This window comes from Labilithrix sp. (genome assembly GCA_019637155.1).
In the GTDB taxonomy this organism is placed as follows: Bacteria; Myxococcota_A; Polyangia; order Polyangiales; family Polyangiaceae; genus Labilithrix.
The window spans coordinates 77,999-102,303 of record JAHBWE010000004.1; the positions used below are offsets into that span (position 1 = coordinate 77,999).

23 protein-coding genes are annotated in these 24,305 nt (G+C 69.6%); 11 read left to right on the plus strand and 12 right to left on the minus strand.

Annotated features, from left to right (window positions below; genetic code table 11):
* Positions 1–91: 91 nt before the first annotated feature.
* Genes carB through KF837_08960 form a run of 4 tightly spaced genes read right to left on the minus strand, consistent with a single transcriptional unit; the run spans position 92 to position 6,626 of the window.
* A complete protein-coding gene (gene carB / locus KF837_08945) occupies positions 92–3,322 on the minus strand; it encodes a carbamoyl-phosphate synthase large subunit (protein MBX3227428.1) in 3,231 nt (1,076 codons plus the stop codon).
* The gene (argC, locus tag KF837_08950; protein MBX3227429.1) at positions 3,315–4,208 is read right to left on the minus strand and encodes an N-acetyl-gamma-glutamyl-phosphate reductase; all 894 of its coding nucleotides are present in this window, start codon (positions 4,206–4,208) and stop codon (positions 3,315–3,317) included. The genes carB and argC overlap by 8 nt, the downstream gene beginning before the upstream one ends.
* Positions 4,208–5,602 carry an acetylglutamate kinase gene (locus KF837_08955; protein MBX3227430.1) on the minus strand — a complete coding sequence of 465 codons (1,395 nt, stop codon included), beginning with the start codon at positions 5,600–5,602 and terminating at the stop codon, positions 4,208–4,210. Before KF837_08955 ends, argC begins: the two co-directional genes overlap by 1 nt.
* A gap of 13 nt (positions 5,603–5,615) precedes the next feature.
* Positions 5,616–6,626, minus strand: a complete 1,011-nt coding sequence (locus tag KF837_08960; protein MBX3227431.1) for an N-acetylornithine carbamoyltransferase — start codon at positions 6,624–6,626, stop codon at positions 5,616–5,618.
* 55 nt (positions 6,627–6,681) lie between these two features.
* Here KF837_08960 and KF837_08965 point away from each other — a divergent pair, with 55 nt between their 5' ends.
* On the plus strand, positions 6,682–7,269 hold the full coding sequence (locus KF837_08965) for a Uma2 family endonuclease (protein MBX3227432.1): 588 nt from the start codon (positions 6,682–6,684) through the stop codon (positions 7,267–7,269).
* A gap of 2 nt (positions 7,270–7,271) precedes the next feature.
* Here the strand turns inward: KF837_08965 and KF837_08970 are convergent, their stop codons facing one another.
* Positions 7,272–8,942, minus strand: a complete 1,671-nt coding sequence (locus KF837_08970; GenBank protein ID MBX3227433.1) for an amidase — start codon at positions 8,940–8,942, stop codon at positions 7,272–7,274.
* 56 nt (positions 8,943–8,998) lie between these two features.
* On the opposite strand from KF837_08970, the gene apaG reads away from it, so the two are divergent.
* From apaG to KF837_09010, 8 genes are all read left to right on the plus strand, one after another.
* Positions 8,999–9,382, plus strand: coding sequence for a Co2+/Mg2+ efflux protein ApaG (gene apaG, locus KF837_08975; protein ID MBX3227434.1), 384 nt, complete (start codon positions 8,999–9,001; stop codon positions 9,380–9,382).
* 9 nt (positions 9,383–9,391) lie between these two features.
* Positions 9,392–9,715, plus strand: coding sequence for an iron donor protein CyaY (gene cyaY / locus KF837_08980; protein MBX3227435.1), 324 nt, complete (start codon positions 9,392–9,394; stop codon positions 9,713–9,715).
* Between the two features lie 60 nt (positions 9,716–9,775).
* On the plus strand, positions 9,776–10,282 hold the full coding sequence (locus KF837_08985; GenBank protein ID MBX3227436.1) for a hypothetical protein: 507 nt from the start codon (positions 9,776–9,778) through the stop codon (positions 10,280–10,282).
* Between the two features lies 1 nt (position 10,283).
* Positions 10,284–10,691: a nucleotidyltransferase domain-containing protein gene (locus tag KF837_08990; protein MBX3227437.1), complete on the plus strand. Its 408-nt coding sequence runs from the start codon at positions 10,284–10,286 to the stop codon at positions 10,689–10,691.
* Entirely contained in the window at positions 10,684–11,106 is a 423-nt protein-coding gene (locus KF837_08995) for a DUF86 domain-containing protein (protein MBX3227438.1), read from the plus strand. Before KF837_08990 ends, KF837_08995 begins: the two co-directional genes overlap by 8 nt.
* A 208-nt stretch (positions 11,107–11,314) precedes the next feature.
* Positions 11,315–11,812, plus strand: coding sequence for a hypothetical protein (locus KF837_09000; GenBank protein ID MBX3227439.1), 498 nt, complete (start codon positions 11,315–11,317; stop codon positions 11,810–11,812).
* Positions 11,809–12,105, plus strand: coding sequence for a hypothetical protein (locus tag KF837_09005; GenBank protein ID MBX3227440.1), 297 nt, complete (start codon positions 11,809–11,811; stop codon positions 12,103–12,105). Before KF837_09000 ends, KF837_09005 begins: the two co-directional genes overlap by 4 nt.
* 126 nt (positions 12,106–12,231) lie before the next feature.
* On the plus strand, positions 12,232–13,035 hold the full coding sequence (locus KF837_09010; GenBank protein ID MBX3227441.1) for a hypothetical protein: 804 nt from the start codon (positions 12,232–12,234) through the stop codon (positions 13,033–13,035).
* Between the two features lies 1 nt (position 13,036).
* Here the strand turns inward: KF837_09010 and rpsD are convergent, their stop codons facing one another.
* The 7 genes from rpsD to KF837_09045 form a co-directional block, all read right to left on the minus strand.
* Entirely contained in the window at positions 13,037–13,648 is a 612-nt protein-coding gene (gene rpsD / locus KF837_09015) for a 30S ribosomal protein S4 (protein ID MBX3227442.1), read from the minus strand.
* Between the two features lie 37 nt (positions 13,649–13,685).
* On the minus strand, positions 13,686–14,132 hold the full coding sequence (locus KF837_09020) for a YeeE/YedE family protein (protein MBX3227443.1): 447 nt from the start codon (positions 14,130–14,132) through the stop codon (positions 13,686–13,688).
* Entirely contained in the window at positions 14,129–14,575 is a 447-nt protein-coding gene (locus tag KF837_09025) for a YeeE/YedE family protein (GenBank protein MBX3227444.1), read from the minus strand. The genes KF837_09020 and KF837_09025 overlap by 4 nt, the downstream gene beginning before the upstream one ends.
* Positions 14,572–14,922: a hypothetical protein gene (locus tag KF837_09030; GenBank protein MBX3227445.1), complete on the minus strand. Its 351-nt coding sequence runs from the start codon at positions 14,920–14,922 to the stop codon at positions 14,572–14,574. Before KF837_09030 ends, KF837_09025 begins: the two co-directional genes overlap by 4 nt.
* A gap of 23 nt (positions 14,923–14,945) precedes the next feature.
* Positions 14,946–15,236: a hypothetical protein gene (locus tag KF837_09035; GenBank protein MBX3227446.1), complete on the minus strand. Its 291-nt coding sequence runs from the start codon at positions 15,234–15,236 to the stop codon at positions 14,946–14,948.
* A gap of 40 nt (positions 15,237–15,276) precedes the next feature.
* Positions 15,277–16,500 (minus strand): FAD-dependent oxidoreductase, encoded by a 1,224-nt coding sequence (locus KF837_09040; GenBank protein MBX3227447.1) that lies wholly within the window; start codon positions 16,498–16,500, stop codon positions 15,277–15,279.
* A 236-nt stretch (positions 16,501–16,736) separates the two neighbouring features.
* Complete coding sequence (locus KF837_09045; protein ID MBX3227448.1) at positions 16,737–22,199, minus strand: hypothetical protein; 5,463 nt, start codon at positions 22,197–22,199, stop codon at positions 16,737–16,739.
* A 389-nt stretch (positions 22,200–22,588) separates the two neighbouring features.
* Here KF837_09045 and KF837_09050 point away from each other — a divergent pair, with 389 nt between their 5' ends.
* Together KF837_09050 and KF837_09055 are read left to right on the plus strand one after the other, a co-directional pair.
* Positions 22,589–23,050: a MerR family transcriptional regulator gene (locus KF837_09050; GenBank protein MBX3227449.1), complete on the plus strand. Its 462-nt coding sequence runs from the start codon at positions 22,589–22,591 to the stop codon at positions 23,048–23,050.
* Positions 23,051–23,068: 18 nt separating this feature from the next.
* Complete coding sequence (locus tag KF837_09055; protein MBX3227450.1) at positions 23,069–24,286, plus strand: IscS subfamily cysteine desulfurase; 1,218 nt, start codon at positions 23,069–23,071, stop codon at positions 24,284–24,286.
* The last annotated feature ends 19 nt before the right edge of the window (positions 24,287–24,305 follow it).

A 24,305-nucleotide genomic window follows, 5' to 3' on the forward strand; every position in this document is an offset into this window, starting at 1 on the left:
CCCCCTCCGCGCAAGAAGGCGCGCGCGGGTAAACCGTAACAGACGATGAGATGAGCGCAATCGGGAAATGCAGCAGTCGTCGGTGCGACGTCTACTCGAGCGCGTACCACTCTTGCAGCGAGCTCACGCGTTCGGTGCCGTCGTCCTCTTCGAGGGCGGCGCAGCCGGCGCGGGCGAGGGCGGTCGTCGTGAAGCAGGGGACGCCGCCGGCGAGGGCGGCGGTGCGGAGGGGGCGCGTCGTCGCGATCTCCGCGTCGCCCTCGGCGGTGACGAGCGCGAACGTGAAGGCGCCGCGGCGGAGCATCGCCTCGCCGTCGGCGAACGACACGGTCGTGGACGGGATGCGCGAGGGCGCGAGCGCGGCGCTCGTCGCCTCGTCGGTCGTCAGCGCGTAGCCCACCGCGCGGAGGCGGCGCGCGATCTCCACCACCGCGCGACGGTCGGTGTTGACGTTCGAGACGGAGAGGTACGCCTTCCCCGGCTCGTTGCCCTCCTGCGCGCGCGGCGCCTTGAGGTGGATCCCGATCGCGCGGAGCGCGCGGCTGTAAGCGCGGGCGGCGGTGTCGCCGAGGCCCATCACCTCGCCGGTCGAGCGCATCTCGGGGCCGAGGATCGTGTCGGCGCGGAGCTTCTTGAACGGGAAGACGCACTCCTTCGCCGCGGAGTGGCGCGTGAGCGGCGCGTCAAAGGCGCCGAGCTCGTCGAGCGTCTTGCCGAGCATCACCTTCGTCGCGATCCGCGCGAGCGGGACGCCGGTCGCCTTCGAGACGAAGGGCACCGTCCGCGACGCGCGCGGGTTCACCTCGAGGACGTAGACGTCCTTGTCCTTCACCGCGAGCTGTGTGTTCATCAGGCCGACGACGCCGAGCTCGAGCGCGATCGCGCGCACGATGCGCTCGATCTCGAAGACCACGTCGGCGCCGAGCGAAAACGGCGGCAGGATCGTCGCCGAGTCGCCGGAGTGCACGCCCGCGCGCTCGAGGTGCTCCATCACCGCGCCGATGACGACGCGCTTACCGTCCGCGACGCAGTCGACGTCGACCTCGATCGCGTCGTCGAGGAACCGATCGACGAGGATGACCGCGTCGCCGTCGCTCGCCCCCGCGAGGGCCGGCGCGAGCATCTTGTCGTAGTGCTCGTCGAGCTCTTCTCTGCTCCGCACGATCTTCATCGCGCGGCCGCCGAGCACGTAGGAGGGGCGCACGAGCACCGGCCAGCCCAGGCGCGTCGCGGCGGCGTGCACGTCCGCGCGCGTCTTCGCCGTCGCGGAGGCGGGGCGCTGGATCCCGAGCTTGCCGAGGAGCTCGTCGAAGCGGCCGCGATCCTCCGCGCGATCGATCGCGTCCGCCGGCGTGCCGAGGAGCGTGACCCCGTTCTCGGCGAGCGCCTTCGAGAGCTTGAGCGGCGTCTGTCCGCCGAGCTGCACGAGGACGCCGTCGGGCTTCGTCGCCTCGCAGATCGCGAGGACGCTCTCGAGCGTGATCGGCTCGAAGTAGAGCCGGTCGGCGATGTCGTAGTCGGTCGACACGGTCTCGGGGTTCGAGTTGATCATGATCGCCTCGAACCCGAGCTCGCGCGCCGCCGCGATGCCGTGCACGCAGCAGTAGTCGAACTCGATGCCCTGACCGATCCGGTTCGGCCCCGCCCCGAGGACGATGACGCGCTTCTTGCCCGCGCTCGGCCGCGCGGCCTCGTCGCTCTCCGACTCCCACGTCGCGTAGAGGTACGGCGTCGTCCCCGGCATCTCGGCCGCGCACGTGTCGACGCACGCGAAGGTGGGGCGAACCCCCGCCGCCTCGCGCGCGCGCCGGACCTCGGGCTCGGTCGTGCCCGTCAGCTCCGCGAGCCGCGCGTCGGAGATGCCGAGGCGCTTCAGGCGCGCGATGTTCGTCGCGTCGCCGAGCCCGTTCTCCTTCGCGTCTCGTTCGCCCGCGAGGATGCGCCGGAACTGCGCGATGAACCACGGATCGAACGACGTCGCCTCCACGATCTGCGCGTCGGTCGCGCCGAGGCGCAGCGCGTCGAAGACGTGAAGGAGGCGGCGATCGCTCGGTCGCGCCGAGAGCTCGAGCGCCGGCGCGAGCTCGGTGTCGCGCGCCGTGATCGCGGCGAGGCCCGTCTCGAGGCCGCGCGCCGCCTTCTGCACCGCCTCCGCGAACGTGCGGCCGATCGCCATCGTCTCGCCGACGCTCTTCATCTGCGTCCCGAGCATCGCGTCGGCGTCCGGGAACTTCTCGAACGCGAAGCGCGGCCACTTCACGACGACGTAGTCGAGGGTCGGCTCGAAGGCGGCGCTCGTGCCGGTGAGGTCGTTCCGGAGCTCGTCGAGGGAGTAGCCGATCGCGAGCTTGGTCGCGATCTTCGCGATCGGGTAGCCGGTCGCCTTCGAGGCGAGGGCGGAGGAGCGCGAGACGCGCGGGTTCATCTCGATGACGCGGACCTCGCCGTCCGACGGACGCACCGCGAACTGCACGTTCGCGCCGCCGGTCTCGACCCCGATCTCGCTCATGACCGCGCGCGCCGCGTCGCGGAGGCGCTGGTACTCCTTGTCCGTGAGCGTCATCGCGGGCGCGACCGTGATCGAGTCGCCGGTGTGGACCCCGAGCGGGTCGAGGTTCTCGATCGTGCAGACGACGATGAAGTTGTCGGCCTTGTCGCGGATGACCTCGAGCTCGAACTCCTTCCAGCCGAGGAGCGACTCCTCGACGAGGACGTCGTGCGACGGCGACTCGCGGAGGGCGTAGGAGATCTTCGCCTCGAGCTCGGTCGCGTCCTTCACGATGCCGCCGCCGCTGCCGCCGAGCGTGAACGACGGGCGCAGGATGAGCGGGTAGCCGAGCTCGTCCGCGATCTTCCGCGCGTCGTCGACCGAGCGCGCGACGGCGGCCCTCGGGCAGGCGAGGCCGATCCGGGTCATCGCCTCCTTGAAGAGCGCGCGGTCCTCGGCCTTGCGGATCGACGCGCCGCGCGCGCCGAGGAGCTCTACCCCGAGCCGCGAGAGCGTGCCCTCGTCGTCGAGCGCGAGCGCGAGGTTCAGCGCGGTCTGGCCTCCGAGCGTGGGGAGGATCGCGTCGGGCCGCTCCTTCTCCACGATCGCCCGCACCGCGCGCACGTCGAGCGGCTCGACGTAGGTCCGATCCGCGAGCTCGGGATCGGTCATGATCGTGGCGGGGTTCGAGTTGACGAGGAGGACCTCGTAGCCCTCCGCCTTCAGCGCGCGCACGCCCTGCGTGCCGGAGTAGTCGAACTCGCAGCCTTGTCCGATGACGATGGGACCAGCGCCGAGGACGAGGATGCGCCGGAGGTCGGTGCGCTTAGGCATCGTCGCGTGCGATCCCTGTGAGCTCCGGGAGGCCGAGCGCGAGGTTCAGGTTCCGCACCGCTTGCGTCGCCGCGCCGCCGAGGAGGTTGTCGATCGTGGAGACGACGACGGCGTGTTTGCCGTCGGCCGACACGCTGAGCCCGCCGATCGCGACGTGGTGCTTCTCCATCACGTCGCGCACGAGCGGGGCCTCGGCGGAGAGCTTCACGAGCCGCTCGCCGCCGTACGCGCGCCGGTACAGCGCGTCGAGCTCGTCGTGCGAATGCGGCTCCGCGAAGGTGAGCGACGTCGTGCACGTGATGCCGCGGAAGAACGGCGCGACGTGGGGCGCGAAGAAGACCGGCCAGCCGAGGTGGCGCGTGACCTCGCGCTCGTGGACGTGGCCGGTGAGGGAGTAGGGCAGGAGGTTGTCCTTCAGGACCTCGGGATCGTTCTTCGGCGACGGCGTCGTCCCCGCGCCGCTGTAGCCGCTCACGCCGAAGACGTGCGCCGGCGCGTCGAGGAGGTGACGCAGCGGCGCGATCGCGAGCTGCGTCGCGGTCGCGTAGCAGCCGGGGTTCGAGATCCGCGTCGCGCCGTGGAGGCGATCGCGGAAGCGCTCCGGCTGCCCGTAGATCCACGTGTCGGTGAAGCGGTTGTCGGCCGAGAGGTCGACGATCTTCGCGTCGGGCCGCGTCTTCTCGATCGCCGCGACGTACGCCGCGCACGCGCCGTTCGGGAGCGCGAGCGCGTACGCGTCGAGCTTCGCGGCGGCGACGTCCTCCGGCGTGACGCCGTCGCGCGCGGAGACCGCCATCTCCACCTTCACGCCGTCGTGCTTGGCGAGGAGGTCGGCGAGCTCCTTCCCGACGTAGCCGCGCGCGCCGACGATGCCGACGGTCACCATCACGCCGCTCCAACCGCGACGGCCGGCGCGGCGGGCGTCTCGTCGACCGCGAGCGGGGGCGGCGGGACGGTGGGCGACTCCGAGAACGTCGCCTTCATCGCGAGCGCGCACTCGACCGCCTGCTGGATCTCCGTGAAGTCGGTCATCCCGCACCAGAAGACCCACCACTTGCTCGACTTCACGAGCCCGTCCGCCTTCTGCGCGTACCACGCGTTGACCGGGTTGTTCGCGCGCGAGCGCCAGAAGAGCTTCGGGTTCTCGCGGCGGAAGCGGCTCCAAATCGATCCGCCGATGCCCTCGCCCTGCGCCTCGTTCGTCACCGCGAACTTGTCGAGGTACGGGATGCCGTTCTCCATCGTGAGGATCGCAGAGGCGCGGTACGACTCGGCGAGGTACACGCGGTACGGCGCCTTCGACGTGAAATAGGTCTCGTCGAGGCGGCGCCCGAAGCACTCCTCGAGGAGCGCGCGGAGGCGGTCTTGCTCGATGCCGTCCCAGTTCTCGAGGACGACGACGCGCTCGCCCTTGCGGACGAGGGTGCCGTGGCCGCCGTGGGTGAAGAGCTCCTTCGCGAGGTGGTCCGGCGAGGTGATCGACACCGACGACGTCGGCGGGAGGTCCGACAAGAGCGTGTTGATCTCGATGAGCTTCCGCCGCGACTCGGCGTCGAGGGCGGCGTCCTGCGTGAGGTCGAAGAAGTCCTCGGTGAGGTTCACCGCCGAGCGGACGATGCCGCTCGCGTCGACGAGCGCGCCGGTCTCGTTGAGGAAGACGACCTTGTGCGGCTTCACCGCGAGCGCGATCGCGCGCGTGACCGCGTCGGCGTGGCAGACGAGGATCTGGCCCTTCGCCGACTCGCCGAGCGGCGCGACGATCGGGAGCGCGCCGGAGCGGGCGGTCTGCGCGATCGCCTGCTCGCGGATGCCGACGACGTCGCCGATGAGGCCGAGGTCGGGCGACTCCATCTTCTTCGCGTCGATGACGCCGGAGGTGAAGGGGCGCGCGCGCGTGCCGAGGTTCTCGAGGCCCTCGACGAGGCGGAGGTTCGTGTCGTGGAGGACGCGGCGCGCGATGTCGAGCGCGTGCGGCGTCATCTTGCGGTAGCCCTTCACCTTCTCGGTCTCGACGCCGGCTTGCGTGAGGGCGCGGTCGAGCTGCACCGAGCCGCCGTGGACGACGATCGGGACGAGGCCGACGCGCTGGAGGAAGGAGAGCGACGAGGCGAGCGCGTCGAGCTGGCGGTCGATGATGGAGCCCGACACCTTCACGACCGCGAACTTCGGGGCGTCGACCGAGGCGTAGTGCTTGAGGTACTGCTCGACCTCTTTCCTGCTACCGATGTTGGTGAGGAGCCGGACGATGACGTCCTGCGTCTCCTTCTCCTTGTTCGTCATTGCCAGACCCCTTTCAGAGAGGGTTGCCAGCGAGCCGCTTCATGACGGCTTTTTGAACATGGAGACGGTTGCCCGCCTCTTCGATCACGAGCGAGCGCGGGCCGCTGACGACCTCGTCCGTCGCCTTCACGTTGCGGCGGAGGGGGAGGCAGTGGCTGAAGACGCCGTCGTTGGTGAGCTTCATCTTGGGTTCGTCGACGATGAAATGTTTGTGACGATCGCGAATGGGTTTCTCTTCATTCCAGCGGCCGAAGTACGGAATCGCTCCCCAGCTCTTCGCGTAGACGACGTCCGCACCCTTGTAAGCACTCTCGACGTCGTGCGTAACCGTCACGTTCGTCATCGACTTCGCCGCGTCCATGAAGCGGCTGTCGAGCACGTACTCGGGGGTGGGGCAGAGGAGCGTGACGTCGAAGCCGAACTTCGCCGCGATGATGAGGCCGGAGTTGGCGACGGCGGTGTTGAGCGGCTTCGGGTGGTACGTCCACGTGAGGAGGAACTTCTTCTTGTCCGTCGTCCCGAGGCGCTCCTTCAGCGCGAGCATGAGCGCGAGCTCCTGCATCGGGTGCGTGATCGTCTCCATGTTGACGACGGGCACGGTCGCGAAGCGCGCGAACTGCTTGATGACCTGGTCCTCGCGGTCGTCCTCCCAGCGCTGGAACTTCGGGAAGGCGCGGACGCAGATGAGGTCGACGAACCGAGAGAGGACGCGCGCGACCTCCTCGACGTGCTCCTCCGCCTCGCCGTCCATGACGACGCCGTCCTTGAACTCGATCGGCCACGCGCCCTTGCCCGGCTCGAGCACGACCGCGTGCCCCCCCATCTCGAAGACGCCGATCTCGAACGACGAGCGCGTACGCAGCGACGGGTTGAAGAAGACGAGCGCGACGCTCTTGCCCTGGAGGTACGGAGGCCGCTTGGTGGCGCGCGTCGCCTTCAGCTCGGCGGCGTCCGTGAGGATCTCCTCGAGCTCGGCGCGAGACCAGTCCAGCGTGGAGAGGAAGTGACGGAGCGTAGCGGGCATGTTTCGATTCACCACATAGCTGGCTGGTCCTGCGAAGCAAGCTATACTGCCGACGATGTCCGCGCTCCCCGCCGACGCTCCGCTCTCGTACGAGTCCTACCTGATCTTCGAGCAATCCGTGGACTCGCGCCACGAGTTCATCGACGGCGACATCCTCGCGATGGCGGGAGGCACCCGACGCCACGCGGAGCTGAAGAGCCGAGTCTCTGCGAAGCTGACGATCGGCCTCGGCGAGGGGGGACCCTGCCGCGTCGAGGACTCGGACACTCGCATCGTCGTCGACCGCGGGACGATCCTCAACGCGTACTACCCCGACATGACCGTGATCTGCGGGGAGGCCAAGACGCATCCGCGCGATGCGGAGGGTGGCGTCGTCAACCCGTCGCTCCTCGTCGAGGTCACGAGCCGCAACACGGAGAAACGGGACCGTGGCATCAAGCTCGAGGACTACCGCTTGCTGCCCTCCCTTCGCGAGTACGTCATCGTCTCGCACGTTCGCCAGGAGATCGAAGTCTGGTCCCGCGCGAGCGCGGAGGTGGAGTGGATACGACGTGTCTTCACGGCGGGAGAGGTCGCGCGCCTGCACCTCGGCATCGACGTCGCGGTCGACGATCTCTATCGCGAGCCGCTCCCGCCTCGCTGAGGTTACGGGAGGAGCGACGCGGTGATGCGGGGGCGGCGGGGGACGGCGGCTCCGAGGCGTTCGAGGTGGGCGGCGGCGGCGAAGATGGTCGCCTCGTCCCAGGCGTCGCCCATGAGCTGGAGGCCGACCGGGAGGCCGTAGTTGTCGGTGCCGACCGGCGCCGAGAGCGCGGGGAGGCCGCTCAGGTTGCCGAGGAACATGAAGCGGCAGAGCGCGTCGATCACCTTCGTGTCGAGGAAGCCGGTCCGCATGTCGGTGTCGGAGACCTTCGCCGCGGTGCCGGCGGCGGACGGCAGCGCGAGGAGGTCGACCGACGCGAACGTGCGCGCGAGCTCGCGGCGGAGGCCGCTCCGGAGGCGGCAGGTGTCGAGGTACTCGAGCGCGCCGAACGCGTCGAGCGCCGAGAACGAGACCTGGAGGTCGTCGCTCATCTCGTCGGCGTGGTTCTTCCAGTCCTCGCGGAGGTCCGCGCGCGCCTCGCCCGCGATGATGACGTAGCCGATCGCGGCGGCGTACTTCGCGAGCTCGAGGCGGACGTCGACGAGGCGAGCGCCCTCCTTCTCGAGCGCCTGGAGCGCGGCGCGGCCGGCGCGCTGGACCGGCTCCGTCGCGTCGCTCCACTCCGACGGGGCGACGCCGATCGTCATGCCCTTCACTCCGCGCGAGAGCGCGGCGACGAACGAGCCGGCCTCGCGGCGTGGCGCGGGGTACGTCTGCGGGTCCTTCGCGTCGACGCCGCTCATGATCTCGAGCGCGTGCGCGAGATCGGTGGTCGAGCAGCCGAGCGGACCGACGTGCGCGACCGAGCCGCCCGCCGCGTCGCCGGAGCGGCTCACGCGGCCCCACGTCGGCTTGATCCCGAAGACGCCGACGAGCGACGACGGGATGCGGATCGATCCGCCGCCGTCGCCGCCGAGCGCGACGGGGACGAGGCCGGTCGCGACCGACACGCCGGCGCCGGTCGACGATCCGCCGGCGAGGTGGTTCGTGTCGTGCGGGTTCCGCGGCATCGTGCGCTTCGCGTTCGCGCCGCTCGGCGTCATCCCGAGCTCGGTCGAGTGCGTGGTCCCGATCACGATCGCCCCCGCCGCGCGCATGCGCGCGACCGGGGTCGAGTCCTCCGGCTGTCCTTCGTGCGGGAGGTACGCGGTGCCGAAGCGGCGCGCGAGGCCCTTCACCGCGTTCTGCTCCTTCACCGTCCACGGCACGCCATCGAAGAAGGAGAGGGGCTTGCCCTTCTTCCATCGTTCGGCCGAGGCCTCCGCCTCCGCGCGCGCCGCGTCCTCGCAGAATTCGACGACCGGCCCGACGCTCGGCGAAAGTTCCGCGAGGCGCTTCGCCTCCGCGATCGCGCGCTCCACCACCTCGACCGGCGAGCGCCGTCCCTCGCGGTACTGCGCGGCGAGGGTCGCGCTCGACGGCGCCCAGCCCATGCCTTTCGGCGGGGGCAGCCCGGCGGAGGGCGCTTCGCGCGGCGGGCGGCCGGGGTGCACGTTCGTGTCGAGCGGCAGAGGTCCGCGGAGCGCGCCGGGGATCGCGTCGAGGCGATCGATCTGGAGGTCCGATCGCAGGATGCGCTGGAGCGTGGCCCGGCCCACCGCGGTGCGGGCGAAGCGGGCGAGTTGCTTCAGCGGCATCCCGCTGATGCGCGGGGAGCGAGGAGATTCGGCCATGGGATCGAGTCGCGCATATTGCCAGCAGGCCGCGCAAATGGCACTTCATCCTTGTCGTGTCGCTCGCCACCACGGAAGGCATCAAGGTCACGGTCCAGGCGGTGTACGTCCCGGAGCAGTCGTCGCCGCGGACCCATCGCTACGTCTTCGCGTACACGGTCCGCATCGCGAACGAAGGCGAGGCTCCGGCGCAGCTCCGGAGCCGTCACTGGATCATCACCGACGGCGAGGGCCGCATCGAAGAGGTGAAGGGCCCCGGGGTGGTGGGGCAGCAGCCGTTCCTCAAGCCGGGCGAGCAGTTCGAGTACACGAGCGGCTGCGTCCTCACGACCCCGCGCGGCGAGATGCGCGGCACCTACCAGATGCACCGCCCCGACGGCCGCGCCTTCGACGCGACGATCGCGCCGTTTTCGCTCGCGCTCCCATACTCGCTGAACTGAGCTGACCCGATGGATGACAAGGACTACCGGCATCTCGCCGACGAGGCGCTGAAGCACATCGAGGCGATGCTCGAGGACGTCGACGCCGACGACGTCGACGTGGAGCGCGCCGGCGACGTGGTGACGCTCACCTTCAAGAACAAACAAAAGTGCGTGATCAACACGCAGCGCCCGACCCGCCAGCTCTGGCTCGCCGCCAACGCCCGCGCCTGGCACTTCGACTACGACGCGACGACGAAGCGCTGGCTCGACGACAAGAAGACCGGCGTGGAGCTCTTCGTCCAGATCGCCGCGATCGTAAAGGCAAGCGCAGGCGTCGACGTGGTGCCTTGAGCTTCGAGCGGTCGCGCCGTCTTCCGGCCGCGGTGAAGTACACTTGGACGTGAGGTCATCTTGCGTCTCCTGGTTCCAGCCATCGCTCTCGCTCTCGCCGCGTGCGGTGAGAAGCAACCGCCTCCGGCGCCGGCCGCGCCGCTCGCGATCACGCCGATGCCCGTCGCGGCGTCCGCGGCGGCGAGCGTGAGCCCCGCGCAGGAGCATGATGCGGTCACGCTCCTCGTGAACGTCTACGAGCGCTCGCTCAACGAGGGCGACGCCGCGACGGCGGAGACGTCGTCGACGAAGGAGTGCTGGGCGAAGGAGTGTGGGAGCCTCTCGTCGCAGGCGAAGCGGAAGTTCAAGGTGAAGTCGAAGGACGACGCGGAGGTCCGCGGGACCCACGCGCGCGCGACGATGGACGTGCTCTGCGACGGCGGAGCGCGGCCGTGCGATCGCGTCTATCTCCTCGTCGTGAAGGACTGCGCGCCGAACGCGCCGCAGACATGGATGGTCGCGGACGTGACCGAGGACGAGAAGAAGCGCGCCGCGTGGCTCGATTCGGCGCCGGAGCCGTGCCGTTGAGATGAAGAACGCCGCGCTCGAGGAGTTGAAGGCCGCGCTGCACGCCGAGCTCGCCGCGACGGCGGGCCTCGAGCTGGCCTTCGTCTTCGGCTCGGTCGCGCGCGGCACCGCGACCGCATTGTCCGACCTCGACCTCGCGGTGCAAGGTGACGTCGACGTCCTCGACCTGGCGGCGCGGATCGCGCTCGTTGCACGTCGCGAGGTGGACGTGGTTCCCCTCGCGCGGGCGTCGATCCCGCTCCTCGGCGCGATCATCCGCGATGGCGTCGCGCTCTTCGAGCGCGAACGCGGGCTCGAGGCGAGCTTTCGCACGCGCACGCTCCTCGCGCTCGAGACCGACGGCCCCTGGTACGAGCGACAAGCGCGCGCATGGCTGAAGCGCGTCGCGGAGCGGGGGATCCTTGGTTGATCGCAAGCTCGTAGCCGCGAAGCTCGCGGAGCTCTCGGACCGCAGCTCGCGCGCGAAGCAGCACGCGAAGCCGACGGCGGCGGAGCTCGCCTCCGATCGCGATGCGCTCGATCTCGTCTCGTTCAACTTGATGCTTGCGGTCCAAGCGTGCGCCGACATCGCGAGCCACGTCATCGCGGACGAAGGCTGGACTCCGGCCGGCTCGCTCGCGGAGGGCTTTGCGCGCATCGCCGCGCACGGCGTCATCACCGAGAAGACGTGGCGCGCGCTCGCTCGCGCGGTGGGGCTTCGCAACGTCGTCGCGCACGGCTACGCGGGGATCGATCCGGCGCTCGTGCACCTCGCCGTGACGACCGGCATTGCGGACCTCGACGCGTTCTCGGCGGAGGTCGCCGCTTGGATGACGGCGGGCTGACGGCGCGCCGCTGACGTCGCCGTGCGCACACGCGTTCGCACTGCGCCCGCACGCACGCGGACGGCCTCCTTATTGTGCGAGCGGTGCGAGGCGCGGATTGCTTCGGCCCGAGCGCTCGTTGCGCTTGGCGCGATAAACTAGTTCTTATATGCCTACATTGCGGCGGAGCGTCGCGGGGTCGCAACGTCGGACGTCGAGGGGGAGAGCAGTGGACGAATTCGAGGAGCTCGCGAGTCAGCGCATTGGAACGGTGTTGCGCGACCGCTATCGCGTCGACGCCCTCTTGGGGATTGGCGGCATGGCGTCGGTCTACCGGGGCGCGCACCGCAACGGGAACCGCGTCGCGATCAAGGTGCTCCATCCGGACCTGGCGAGGAGCCGTGAGATCTGCGCGCGCTTCCTGAAGGAAGGCTACGTCGCGAACGCCGTCGATCATCCCGGCGCCGTGCGCGTGCTCGACGACGACACCGCCCCCGACGGCGCGCCGTTCCTGGTGATGGAGCTCCTCGAAGGTCAGACGGTGGAGGCGCATCGTTCGTCAGGCTTGGAGACGGGCGCATCTACTGGGTCGAAGGGTCGTCTATCTACTTTGCAGCGATCGAGTCGGGCGCGGCCGTCGCGACCGGCGTCTCCCTGCCGGACTTCGCGTCCGATTTCGTCATCGCCGGTACGAATGCGTTCTTTCGCTCCCCGAATGGCGATTTGACGAAGCTCGACACGGCGACGCCCGGCGCCGAGCCCGTGGTGGTCAGTGACTGGCCCGGAATGGCCAACATGCTCAGCGACGGCAAGACCCTCTTCGCCGTCGGCTACAACACCGGCCCGATCGGATACTGCAACGAGAGCTTCCTGATGCGCGTGGACGAGACCAACGGCCGGCGCACGCAAATCGCAGTGATCGGCGATGATGGGTCGTCGCCCAACATCGTCCCGAGCTTCGACCCGAAATACCTTTATTGGCTCCATGAGGGCCTGCGCCGCCTCGAGCTCTCGCCATGAAGACCTGGTGACGAGGACTCGAGATTGGATCGCCGGCGATCCTCGTCATTCGTGGCCCGCGTAGCGATTGCATACACTTACGCACATTGCCGTACCGGCCTGGGGCTTGCACGGGCGGTGGGCACGATGAAGAAGCTCGGTGTCGGTCTCCTCGCGGTTTGTTCGGGTGTCGTCGTGGCGTGCGGTGGGGCGGAAGGCGGCGCGACGTCGGCGTCCGAGTCCGAGGTGACCGTGGAGCGCGGGTTCGAGTACGAGTGCAAGACCGAGCAGATGATCGTGAGCGCGGAGACGACGAAGGTCCTCGTCACCCCGAAGCGGCTCACCTTCGAAGACGACTACGGCACGAACATCGGCGTGCACGATCCGACCTACCGCGCGCCCGCGGGCAAGCGGCGCGTTCGCTACGACGGGTTCGAGACCGGCATGGATTGCTGGCTCCGTGTCGTCGCCGATCAGGACGTCGTCGACGGCAAGCCGAAGGGGCAGGTCCGCATCCAGTGCCAGGGCGACGACTTCATGCAAGAGGTCCTCGACTGCTCGAACCCGAAGCCCGCGACCTACCGCGTGCCGGGACCGCCGCCGCCGCCCCCGCCGCCCGTCGACGCGACGCTCCCCGCCGACGCGCGGAAGTGGGCGTGCACGACGAGCGGTGGCTCCGCCTTCGCCGACAAGCTCACGATGCAGATCAACGAGGACGTGATCCGCATCCAGGAAGAGGGCGAAGACTTCGACCGCACCGGCGAGCGCAAGCACAGCTACCGCCCGCGCTCCGGTGACTGGATCGCCTACGACAACGTCGAGTACGGCGGCGACTGCGCGATCACGCTCGTCGTCGACGCGAAGGTCCTCGCCTCCGGCACGACCTCGACGACGCTGAAGGTGCGCTGCGCCGGGGATGACTTCCACGAGGCGCAGTACACCTGCAAGTGAATCAGAGGCGCTGCGAGTAGTACTCGACGACGAGCTGGACGCGGATCGGGAAGAGGACCGCCGTCTCGTCGGGGAGGTTCGTGACCTTCACCTCGAGCTTGTTGCGGTCGACCTCGAGCCACGGCGTCTGGAAGTTGTCGGCGATCTCCTTCGCCGCCGCGATCGACGCCATGTTCTTGCTGCGCTCGTGCACCGTGATCGTCTCGCCCTTGTTCACGCGGTACGACGCGATGTCGACGCGCTTGCCGTTGACGAGGATGTGGCCGTGGTTCACGAGCTGGCGCGCGCCCGGGATCGTGCGCGCGAGGCCGGCGCGGAAGACGACGTTGTCGAGGCGGCGCTCGAGGAGCTCGATGATGACGCCGCCGGTGGCGCCCTTCGACGTCTTCGCTTCCTCGACGAGGTGACGGAGCTGGCGCTCGGTCACGCCGTAGTTGAGGCGGAGCTTCTGCTTCTCCTGGAGGCGGAGCGCGAACTCGGTGAGCTTCTTGCGCGCTTGGCCGTGCTGACCCGGCGGGTAGGGGCGCTTGTCGAACTTCTTCGGCGTGAGGCCGGGGAGCTCGGTGTTGAGGGCGCGGAGGCGCTTGACGCGGGGTCCAGTGAAACGGCTCATTTTACAGTTGCTCCTACAAACCAGTCCGAAAGCACGATCAGGAGCGCGTCTTCATCGGCGCGCCTGCTCCGCGTCGAGCACCGAGGCGGACGAGCCAGATAGCCGTGATCATGGAAAGAAGAAAGAGGCACGTGGTGGGGGCGAGCCCGACCGAGGCCACGACGGCCGGGCCGGGGCAGTAGCCGGCCGCGCCCCAGCCGAGCCCGAAGAGGGCCGCCCCGCCGACGAGCCGCCGGTCGATCGCCCCGTCCTTCGGGAGGTCGAAGTTGCCGCCAAGGATGGGTGATTTCAAGGACTTGGCCCATCGCGCGGCGAAGAAATGGACGCCCACCGCGCCGGCCATCACGAGCGCGAGCGAGGGGTCCCAGGCGCCGGTCACGTCGAGGAAACCAAGGACCTTGGCCGGATCCGTCATCCCCGAGATCGCGAGCCCGACCGCGAAGACCGCGCCCGCGACGAACGCCGCGACGAGCCGGCGCGTCACGACGGGGCTCCGAGGTGGAGCACGTGGCGCACGACGAAGGTCGAGGCCATCGCGACCGCCATGAACGTGATCGTCGCGACGAGGGAGCGCTTCGAGAGCCGGCTGAGCCCGCAGACGCCGTGGCCGCTCGTGCAGCCCTGACCGATCTGCGTGCCCGCGCCGACGAGCAGGCCCGCCACGATCGTGAGCGCGGCGGGTGGCGCGGCGATCGACGGCGTGAGCGCCTCGCGCGCGAGGAACGCGACCGCGAGCCCGCCGGCGAAGAGCCCGCCGAGGAACGCGCCGCGCCAGTCCTTCTCTTCGCCCTTCGCGGAACGATCGAAGAGCCCGCCGACGATGCCGGAGATCCCCGCGACGCGCCCATCGAGCGCGAGGAGGATCGACGCCGCGACGCCGATGAGCGCGCCGCCCGCGAGCGCGGTGAGGGGAGTGAACGACGTCATATCCGAGTGATGATCAGCGTCTTGCCGGCGGCGCTGGCCAATCGGATCAGATCGTCGGGATCGCTCGTCAGGATCTCGTCACCGTCCCGCCCGGCGTCGACGAGCGAGCCGTCGACCACGTCATCGACGTGCGCCGCTCCGAGCAAGACGCCCGTGCGTCTTGCCCTGTCACGATCGAGCGCCACCTCCTCGACTCCCCGGAGCAGCCGCGAGAGTCGCGCCTGCGCGGCGGGTCTCCGCCAGACCTGCGCGACGACTCCGGTCGTGGTCCGGACCTGCTCGCCGCTCCTCTGCGCTCGCTCGAGGAACGCCTGGACGACGCGGCTCCCCCGCTCGAAGGCGATCAACGCGCCAGCGTCGAGCAAGAGGCTCACGCGACCTTCCGCGACGGGCGCTTCTTGGATGTGCGCTTCGCACGCGGCTGGCTCACGCGTGCGGTACGCCTGGCGCGGCGGACGAGCTCCTCGATCTCCTGCTCGCCGAGGGCGCCGTGCTCTCGGGCGAACTCGTCGAGGGCCTCGCGCAGGTGCCGCTGCCTCGCCTTCGCCTCGGCGGCGTCCGCGAGCCAAGTGGAGAGGCTCACCCCCTCCTCCGCCGCAGCCCTCCGTACGGCGGAAGCGAGCGCTCCGTCGAACGAGATGGAGAACTTCTGGGCCGCCATGGGATGGTACTACCACTGGAATACTCGAGTAGCAACGAGCCTACAGCTCCTTCAGCTGCACGTTCGGATCGGCGAGGCGCGCGCGATCGACGGCGTGGGCCTTCGTGATGAGCGCCTTGCCCTGGACGTAGTCCTTCGTGAGGTTCACGCAGTCGAGCGCGATGACCTTTCCGCCGCGCAGGTACACGACCGAGAACCTCCGTGTCTTCGGGTCGCCGCGGACGACGACGTCGTCGTGACCGTGGAAGAGGCCCACCGTCTGCAGCCGCAGGTCGTACTGGTTGGACCAGAACCACGGCACCGCGTCGTAGCGCTCACCCTCCGCGAGCGTGCCGGCGATCGCCTTCGCGACGATCTGCGCGAGGTCGTTCGCGTTCTGGATCGACTCGAGGCGCACGACGTCGCCGCGGGCGTGGACGTTCGCGTGCGCGGCGCAGTCGCCGAGGGCGTAGACGTCGGGGAGGCTCGTGCGACCGTGCAGGTCGATCGCGACGCCGTTCATGCCCTCCGCGCCGGCGGCGAGGAGCGGCTCGACCGCGGCGTCGATGCCGATCCCGACGACGACCAGATCGGCGGGGAGCACCTCGCCGTCCGCGAGGCGCACGCCGGAGACCTTGCCCGCGGTCTCCTCGAGGCGCTCCACCTTCGCGCCGAGGCGGAGGTCGACGCCCTGCGCGCGGTGCTCGTCCTCGAAGAACGTGGAGAGCGCGGCGCCGGCGACGCGCGAGAGCACGCGCTCCTGCGCCTCGAGCACGGTGACGCGCTTGTCCTTCTTCCGCAGCACCGACGCGGCCTCGAGCCCGATGTAGCCGGCGCCGATGACGACGACCGCGCTCGCGGCGTCGAGCTCGGCGATCATCCGATCGACGTCCGCGCGATCGCGCACGTAGTGCACGCCGGCGAGGTCGTGGCCGCTGCACGGGAGCCGCCGCGGCCGCCCGCCGGTCGCCCACACGAGCTTCCCGTACGCGATCGTTTCGCCGTCCGCCGTCGTCACCGTGTGCGCGACGGGATCGACCGCGACGACACGCGTGCCGAGCCGCGTCTCGATGTTCCGCTCCGCCCACGCCGACGCGGGCCGGAGGAGCAGCTTCTCGAAGGCCTTCTCGCCGGCGAGGTACTCCTTCGAGAGCGCGGGCCGCTCGTACGGCAGCTCGGGCTCGGCGCCGACGAGGAGGATCGATCCCTCGAGCTTCTGCTGCCGGAGCGAGATCGCGGTCACGCCGCCACCTTGCCCTGCGCCCACGATGACGACGTCGCTCATCGAGCCGGGACTTTAGCATCGCGCCGGCGATGCACGCGCCGTCTACAGCCAGCTCTCGACCTTCACGTCGAACGGTGCGAAATCGCTTCCCGCGTCGGACGATCTCGACCGGCTCTCGCTCTGCTTGATGAATGAGCGCCGGCAATTGATTCCGTGCCTCGGCGACCGATACGCGCTTCATGTACATGAAGATAGCCATCTTGTTGCCCGTGAGCATCGCGCCGCCGCGGCGCGCGTCAGGACTGCACCGCGACGCCGATCGCGCCGCGGAGATCCGAGTAGAGGTCGCTGACCGCGAACTTCAGGAGCTCGCCGAGCTTGTCGCGCGGGGAGAGGTCCGACGCGGCCGCGACCTCGCAGCCGATCGCCTGGCGCGCGGGCTCGATGTCGCCGCAGATGAGGAGGCCGGCGCGCATGCTCGAGAGGTCCGCGAGCTGGAGCCAGCGCTTCACGTCGAAGGCGGTGTTGTCCGCGAGCGCCTGCATCATCGCGGCGCGGAGCTGCGCCGCCTCCTGCGGCGAGAGCGCGGCCGCGAGCGCGGAGTCGAGCGCCGAGCCGGTCGGCTCCTTCGCGCCTTCGTTGCGCGCGACGCGCATCGAGGAGGCGAGGAGCGTCGCGAGCTCCTTCTCCGCGGGGAAGAACGCGCGCGCGGCGAGCTCGGGCCGCTGCTCCGCGAGGCGCTTGCCGACGAGGTACACGAGCGACACCGACTGCGCCTCGATCGCGGGGCCGCACACGAGCGTGGCGCCGAACGGCGCGAGCGCGGGGGCGAAGGGATGGATCGAGTTGAGCTCCGCGACGAGGAGCTCGGGGGCCTGCACCGCGAGGATCTCCGACGCGTTGTCGAAGGTCTCGCGCACCGCGTTGTGCATGCGCGAGTGGGTGGGGGTGAAGGGGCGGCCGACGCGCTGCTCGGGGCGGAGCTGGCCGAAGCGCATCCGCGCGACCGCGGGCGTGAGGATGGTGAGGATGTTCGTGAGCGCGACGTCGATGTCGCGATGGAACACGTGCGAGAGCCACGCTTGCTCGACGATCTGGCCCGGCACGCGGTCGAGCGGCATCGGCGCGTAGTCCTCGTGGAAGCGCTTCTGATCCGCGGTCGGCGCTTGCAGGCGCGCGAGGACGTTCACGCAGCACCACGCCTTGTCGAAGAAGTGCTGGCGGAGGAAGAGCTCGTAGAGCTCGGCGTAGAGCCCGGGCTGATGCGGGTCGCGCTCGATCTCGTCGCGGACGCGCGCGACGGCGTTGTCGAGGTTGTCGGTGACGATGAGCAGCTCGATGACGATCTTGCGGACCTCGGCGTTCTCCGGCTCGAGGCGTGAGGCGGCGTCGAGGGCGTCGAACGCGCGCGAGGCGTCGCCGAGGCGGTCGCGATAGATGAGGCCGAGCTGATGGAAGAGGAGGAACTGGAGCTGGGGCTCCTCGTCGTCCTTCACCCGCGCGATCATCTTGCGGTAGCAGCGCTCGAGGCGGTCCCAGTCCTTCGCCTCGGTGAGCTGGCGGACGATGCTCTCGAAGAGGTCGAGGCGCTTGCGATCGAGGTCGAGCGCGCGGTCGAGCGCGTCGGTCGCGCGCGCTGGATCGCCGAGGTGGTCCTTCGCGATGTCGCCTTGCGCGAGCACGAGCTCGATCTTCTTCGCCGGGTTCTCCTCCGCGACGATCATGTCGTCGAGGACGCCGAAGAGCATCTCCCAGTCGGCGAGCTCGGTGTAGAGCCAGCGCAGCGTCTGGAGGAGCCACGCGTCCTGCGCCTTGATCCCGCGCGCCTCCTCGAAGATGTCCGCCGCCTTCTCGAGCTCCTCCGCGCGCCGCGCCCAGATCTCGCCCGCCTCGCACAGGAGCGCGAAGCGAGCCTCGTCGCTCGCCGCGTTGCGCGCGAGGTCGACCTTCAGCTTGCACGCGCGCGGGTAGTCGGCCTGCTCGAGGTAGATCGCGGAGAGCTCCTTCGCGATGACCTCGTTGTTCGGCTCGTTCTTGCGCGCCGCCTCGTAGCAGCGCGCCGCGATGTCGAGGTCCGCGAGCTCGCGGTGGAGCGCGGCGAGCTTGACGATCTGATCGGTCACGAGCTCGTCGAGCGAGGCGGCGACGCGGGCGAGGTGGTCCTTCGCGCGCGCGAGCGACGGCGTCCCGCTGCACTGGCTCGCCACCGCGATGAGGTCCGACTGCGCGCCCATGTCCATCGGCTGCGAGTCGAGCGCCGCCATCGAGGCGGTGAGGGCGCGCTCTGCGTCGCCGAGCGCGGCGGCGATGCGCGTCTGGAGCCGGAGCCGAATGAAGAGCGCGTCGTTGTCGCGGTCGCGGATCGCCGCGTTGACGAGGAGCTCGCAGAGCGGCGCCGCCTCGGCCCAGCGCTCGCCCTCCGTGTACGCGTCGAGCATCGCGATCGCGGCGGGCTCGTTCGAGGAGTCGGCGCGGATCGCGGCCTCGTACGATTTTCGCGCGCCCTCCTCGTCGCCCTGGGCGACCTGATGGCGCGCGAGCTCCACGAGCACCACCGCGCGCTGGCGCGGGATGTCGGTGTGCTTCTTGCGCATCTCGAGGCAGTCGAGGACGACCGCCATGTCGCCCTCCTCCTGCGCGATCTTCTGGATCGCCTCCCAGCCCGCCGCGTTCGTCTGATCGATCTGGACCGCCTTCTCGTACTGGATCTTCGCCGCGTTGCGATCGCGCTCCGGCGTGTTGAGGAAGTCGCCGAGCTTCACGAGCTCCTGCGAGTGCAGGCGCTTCGTCGGCGCGAGCTCGGCGAGGCGCGACTTGTAGAGCGCGACGTTCTCCCAGTCGCTCATCTTCTCGTAGAGGCGACCGAGGTCGGTGAGCGAGCGCCGGTGCTTCGGGTCGACGATGAGGATGTTCGTGTAGACCTCGATCGCGCCGCCGGGATCGCCGAGCTTCGACTCGTGCACCTCGGCCGCGAGCTCGAGGAGCTCCACCTTCGCCTTCTTCTCGAACGCGTGCTCCGCCCGCGCCGCGAGCACGCGCGCGAGCGCCGGCCAGTCGCGGAGCGCGTGGTAGCAGCGCTCGAGGCCCTTGAGCGCCTGCGGGTGCGCCGGTTCCATCGTGAGCACCTGCTCGAGGAGCTGCGCCGCGAGCTCACGCTTCAGGAACTTCGTCTCCTCCAGCTCGGCGAGCTCGAGGAGCGCGTCGATCTTCTCCGCCTCGGTGGGGGCGACCTCGGCCTGGCGCTCGAGCGCCCACTTCACCTGCGGGTAGAGCTCCTTCTCCTTGCCGAGGCGCTTCACGCCCTGGAGCGCGACGAGCGACGTCGGATCGAGCGTGAGCGCGGTCTCGTAGTGCTTCATCGCCTCGGGCGTGCCGGCCCAGGCGCTCGCGAGCGCGAGCTCTAGCTTCACGCGTTCGGCGTTGCGGATCGTGCGCTCGAGCGCGCGCGTGAGGTGCTCGCGCTGGGTCTTCACGTCGCCGTTCATCGCGGCGAGCTGGGCGGCGCGCTTGAGGACGTAGGGATGGACCTTGTCGACGCGCTCGATGTCGGAGATGAGCGAGGAGACCTCGCTCCCGCGCCCGAGCACGCTCTCGTACCAGTAGACGACGTGCGCGAGGTACGAGACGCGCTTGTCGTCGGGCGCGCCCGGCACCATGCGCTTCTTCACCTTGTCGGCGAGCTCGCCGATGCGCTGCGTCTCCTTGCCGAGGCGATCGAGCTCGGCGACGACGTCCTCGTTGTCGGGGACGATCTCGAACGCGTCGACCGCGGCGTTGAAGGCCTCGTTGAGGTCCTTGACGTCGTCCTCGTAGACGCGCGCGATCTTGAGGAGGAGCGCGGCCTTCTTGTTCGGGCCGTCGGTGTTCGCGAGGCGCTGGCGGTAGAGCGCGACGAGGAGCGAGAACTTCCCCTCGTCGATGAGCTCCTGCTCCTCGGGGTCGACCTCCTCCATCGCGATCGCGGGCGGCGGCGAGGTGCGCGCGGGCGCGGGCGGGCGGTACGTGCTGCGGTCGGGCGGGGGAGGCGGCGGCGGCTCGCCCGCGACGGCGGGGTTCTGATCGGTGAGCCCGAGGTCTTCGATGACCTCTTCGGGCACGAGCTCGATCAGGTCGTCGCCGTCGATCACGGACGGCTCGGGATCGCGCACCGCGACCTGTCCGCGCGACGTCTTCTCGTCCGCGAAGTCGGCGAAGTCGGCGTAGTCGGCGTAGTCGGCGGCCGCCGGCGCGGCCTCTTGCGCGTCGGGCTCGGAGATGCGGACCTCGACGGAGTCGAGCGGATCCGGCGCGCCCGCCGCGGTCATCGTCTTCGGCTCGGGGACGTGGACGGTCGGCGGCGGGGGCGGCGGCGTCGCGCGCGGGATGTAGTTCGTCGCTGGCTCCGCGGCGTAGGCCTCGACCTGCTCGTCGTAGGCCGCGATCTGCTCGTCGTCCGAGATCGAGGCGAGGCTGAAGCGCGGGAGCTCGTCCTCCGGCGCGTGCTCGTAGTCGGCGGTGGGGGATGGCTCGATCGTCTCGATCGTCATCCCGGCGTGGGTCATCGACGCCGGCGCGGGCTCGTCGCGGAACGAGCGAAGCGAGTGCTTGAGCGAGTCCTCGTCCATCGTGTCGCGCAGCGATCGCACCGCCGGCGTCGAGGTCGTCGTGCTCGGGAGCTCGTCGGGATCGGGGAAGTCGACGCCGCGATCGGTGGCGCGCGTCTGCTCGAGCAGGCGATCGACGTCGTCGTTCGGCGGCGGCGGCGCGCGTCGCGAGGACGGCGGCGGCGGCGCGACGTGGGTCGAGGGGGCGACGTGCGTCGAGGGCGCGGCGCGCGTGATCGCGGTGTTCTCGGCGCCGAGGGTGGAGAGCGCCTGACGCGCGCTCGTGCTCGTGTGGGTGATGGAGTGAGGCTCGTGCGACATCGGCGGCGGCCGCCACGGCGCCGGCTCGGGCTCCTCGTCGATGGACTCGTCGAGCGAGAAGGCGGGGAGCGCGTCCTCCTCGTTCGTGCGACCGAGCCGCGTCATCTCGTCGGGCTCGTCCATCGCGTGCATCGCGCCCATCGCGTCCGACATGTGCATCGCGTCCGACGTGTGCATCGCGTCCATCGCGTCGTCGCGGAGGTATTGCCGTCCGAGCTCGGCGGGCGTGCCGGCGGGGAGGCGCGTCATCGTCTCGCTCTCCTCGAACGAGGTGGTTCGTCGCGGTTCCCACATCGGCGGGAGCGAGTCCGGATCGTGGTCGGGCTCCGGCTCTCGCTCCCGTGTGAGCTCCGGCTCCAGCGTGCGGTCTTCTTGTTGTGGATGCGAGAGGCTCTCGAGCGGCGTGTCGGGGACGTCGCCCATCATCGCGCGGAGCGCCTGCGCGACGTCGTGTCCGGGCACGGTGCCGATGAGCGAGCGCGCTTCTTCTTCGGGCTCGGGCGGGGGCTCGTCGATCGCCGCGCCGTACGTGAGGAGCGCGGGATCGACGCGGCGGCGATCGGTGACGAGGGATAGGTCGTCGTCGTCGTCGCTCACTTCTTCGATGTCGTCGGGGTGCTCGTCGCCGTCGAACTCCGCCTCCGAGGCTCCGATCTCGACCTCGATGGAGATGGAGTCGTTCTGGCCTTTCCGCCGCCGCGACGCGTTGCGGGGCGGCGCCATGACGGTCCGGTCCTCGTGCACGTTTCGGCGATCGGAAGAAGAGGAGAGGAGGGGCTCCTCGTCCGCGGACTCGCGCGCCCGCGCACGCAGCGCGTCGACGTCGATCTGCTGCGTCGACTCCTCGTCGCTCATTCGGGATCCGCCCGAGAAAGTCTATCCCGCTGACTGATTTTCCGGCTACTTACGCGCTGTCAACGTCGGGGGCTCCGCCCCCGACACCCCCGCCCCAGACACGGCCCTCGCGCTTCGCGCTCGGGGCGCTTCGCGCCCGCATTCGCGGCCGCTTCTGGGGCCCCTCCGTGCGGCGGCGGGCCCTCGGGCCCTCGGGCTCACGTGCGCTCGGGCGTATGCTGGCGCTTGTCTGAGGCGAAGTCTGACGCTAACGTGAGGGTTGATGTTGGGAGCGATTTTGCTTTCAGGTCTTACGCGTACGTGAGAGTAAGGGCTCGCCTCTGGTCATGAGCAACGTTCGTCTGCCGATCCTGAACGATATCGCGGAGCCCGCCGCTGCGGCGGAGCTCATGCAGGTCGGCGATCTGGCGCGGGAGGCGGGGAAGACGGTGCGCGCCATCCATCTCTACGAGCAGATGGACCTGCTGAAGCCTGTCGCGCGCTCGAAGGGGCGGTATCGGCTCTACGGACCCGAAGCGCTCGTGCGCATCCGCTGGATCGGGAAGCTCCAAGACCTCGGCTTCAGCCTCACCGACATCCAGTCGATCGCGAAAGACGTCGGCGCGGACAAGGCCTCGGCCCCGTCCGCGATGACCAAGGTCCGCGGCGTCTACAAGGCGAAGCTCGACGACACCCGCGCCCAGATCGAACGGCTGCGCCTCCTCGAGCGCGAGATCCTCGCCAGCCTCGAGTACCTCGACACCTGCGAGTCGGCTTGCGAGCAGGACCGCCTCCTCGCCTCCTGCCCCTCGTGCAACCACCACGACCGCGAACAAGAAGTGCCCGACCTCGTCGCGGGCTTCCGCACCTAGAGAAGCATCATCATGGCGATCAAGCTCCCTATCTTCATGGACTACCACTCGACGACGCCGGTCGATCCGCGCGTGCTCGAGGAGATGCTGCCGTACTTCACCGAGAAGTTCGGCAACGCGGCGAGCCGCAGCCATGCCTTCGGTTGGACCGCCGAAGAAGCGGTCGACTACGCGCGCGAGCGCATCGCCAAGCTCGCCGGCGCCTCGAGCGAGAAGGAGATCGTGTTCACCTCCGGCGCGACGGAGTCGAACAACGTCGCGCTCAAGGGCGTCGCCGAGTTCTACAAAGACAAGGGCAACCACATCATCACGACCGTGATCGAGCACAAGGCCGTGCTCGACACCTGCAAGCGCCTCGAGAAAGAAGGCTGCGAGGTCACCTACCTCCCGGTGAACAAAGAGGGCCTCGTCGATCCGGAGGCCGTCCGCGCCGCGATCACCGACAAGACGATCCTCGTCTCGGTCATGCTCGCGAACAACGAGATCGGCACCGTGCAGCCGCTCGAGGCGATCGGCAAGATCACGCGCGAGAAGGGCGTCCTCTTCCACACCGACGCGGTGCAGGGGATCGGCAAGGTGCCGTTCGACGTCCAGAAGATGAACGTCGACCTCGCGTCGATCACCGCGCACAAGATGTACGGCCCCAAGGGAGTCGGCGCGCTCTACGTGCGGCGCAGCAAGCCGCGCGTCCGCCTCGTCGCGCAGATGGACGGCGGCGGGCACGAGCGCGGCATGCGCTCCGGCACGCTCAACGTCCCCGGCATCGTCGGCTTCGGCAAGGCCGCCGCGATCATGCTCGAGGACGGACCGGCCGAGAACGCCCGCATCCTCGGCCTCCGCGAGCGCCTGCGGAAGAAGCTCCAGAGCGGCATCGAGGAGGCCGTCGTCAACGGCTCGCTCGAGCACCGCCTCCCCGGCAACCTCAACATCTCGTTCTCGTTCGTCGAGGGCGAGGCGATGATGATGGCGATCAAGGACGTCGCGGTGAGCTCCGGCTCCGCGTGCACGTCGGCGAGCCTCGAGCCCAGCTACGTCCTCCGCGCGCTCGGCGTCGGCGACGAGATGGCCCACTCGAGCATCCGCTTCGGCCTCGGCCGTTGGACCACCGAAGAGGAGGTCGACTACGTGGCGAAGCTCGTCACGGACAAGGTCGTCCACCTCCGAAACATGTCGCCCCTGTACGAGATGTACAAAGAGGGCATCGATCTCAAGAGCGTCCAGTGGGTGGCGCACTGACCCACGAAGAAGAGGCACG

Excerpts from the sequence above, each read along its gene's own strand:
- carB (MBX3227428.1), bottom strand. The coding sequence starts at position 3,322 with ATGCCTAAGCGCACCGACCTCCGGCGCATCCTCGTCCTCGGCGCTGGT.
- argC (MBX3227429.1), bottom strand. The coding sequence starts at position 4,208 with ATGGTGACCGTCGGCATCGTCGGCGCGCGCGGCTACGTCGGGAAGGAG.
- KF837_08955 (MBX3227430.1), bottom strand. The coding sequence starts at position 5,602 with ATGACGAACAAGGAGAAGGAGACGCAGGACGTCATCGTCCGGCTCCTC.
- KF837_08960 (MBX3227431.1), bottom strand. The coding sequence starts at position 6,626 with ATGCCCGCTACGCTCCGTCACTTCCTCTCCACGCTGGACTGGTCTCGC.
- KF837_08965 (MBX3227432.1), top strand. The coding sequence starts at position 6,682 with ATGTCCGCGCTCCCCGCCGACGCTCCGCTCTCGTACGAGTCCTACCTG.
- KF837_08970 (MBX3227433.1), bottom strand. The coding sequence starts at position 8,942 with ATGGCCGAATCTCCTCGCTCCCCGCGCATCAGCGGGATGCCGCTGAAG.
- cyaY (MBX3227435.1), top strand. The coding sequence starts at position 9,392 with ATGGATGACAAGGACTACCGGCATCTCGCCGACGAGGCGCTGAAGCAC.
- KF837_08990 (MBX3227437.1), top strand. The coding sequence starts at position 10,284 with ATGAAGAACGCCGCGCTCGAGGAGTTGAAGGCCGCGCTGCACGCCGAG.
- KF837_09010 (MBX3227441.1), top strand. The coding sequence starts at position 12,232 with ATGAAGAAGCTCGGTGTCGGTCTCCTCGCGGTTTGTTCGGGTGTCGTC.
- rpsD (MBX3227442.1), bottom strand. The coding sequence starts at position 13,648 with ATGAGCCGTTTCACTGGACCCCGCGTCAAGCGCCTCCGCGCCCTCAAC.
- KF837_09025 (MBX3227444.1), bottom strand. The coding sequence starts at position 14,575 with ATGACGTCGTTCACTCCCCTCACCGCGCTCGCGGGCGGCGCGCTCATC.
- KF837_09035 (MBX3227446.1), bottom strand. The coding sequence starts at position 15,236 with ATGGCGGCCCAGAAGTTCTCCATCTCGTTCGACGGAGCGCTCGCTTCC.
- KF837_09040 (MBX3227447.1), bottom strand. The coding sequence starts at position 16,500 with ATGAGCGACGTCGTCATCGTGGGCGCAGGGCAAGGTGGCGGCGTGACC.
- KF837_09045 (MBX3227448.1), bottom strand. The coding sequence starts at position 22,199 with ATGAGCGACGAGGAGTCGACGCAGCAGATCGACGTCGACGCGCTGCGT.
- KF837_09050 (MBX3227449.1), top strand. The coding sequence starts at position 22,589 with ATGCAGGTCGGCGATCTGGCGCGGGAGGCGGGGAAGACGGTGCGCGCC.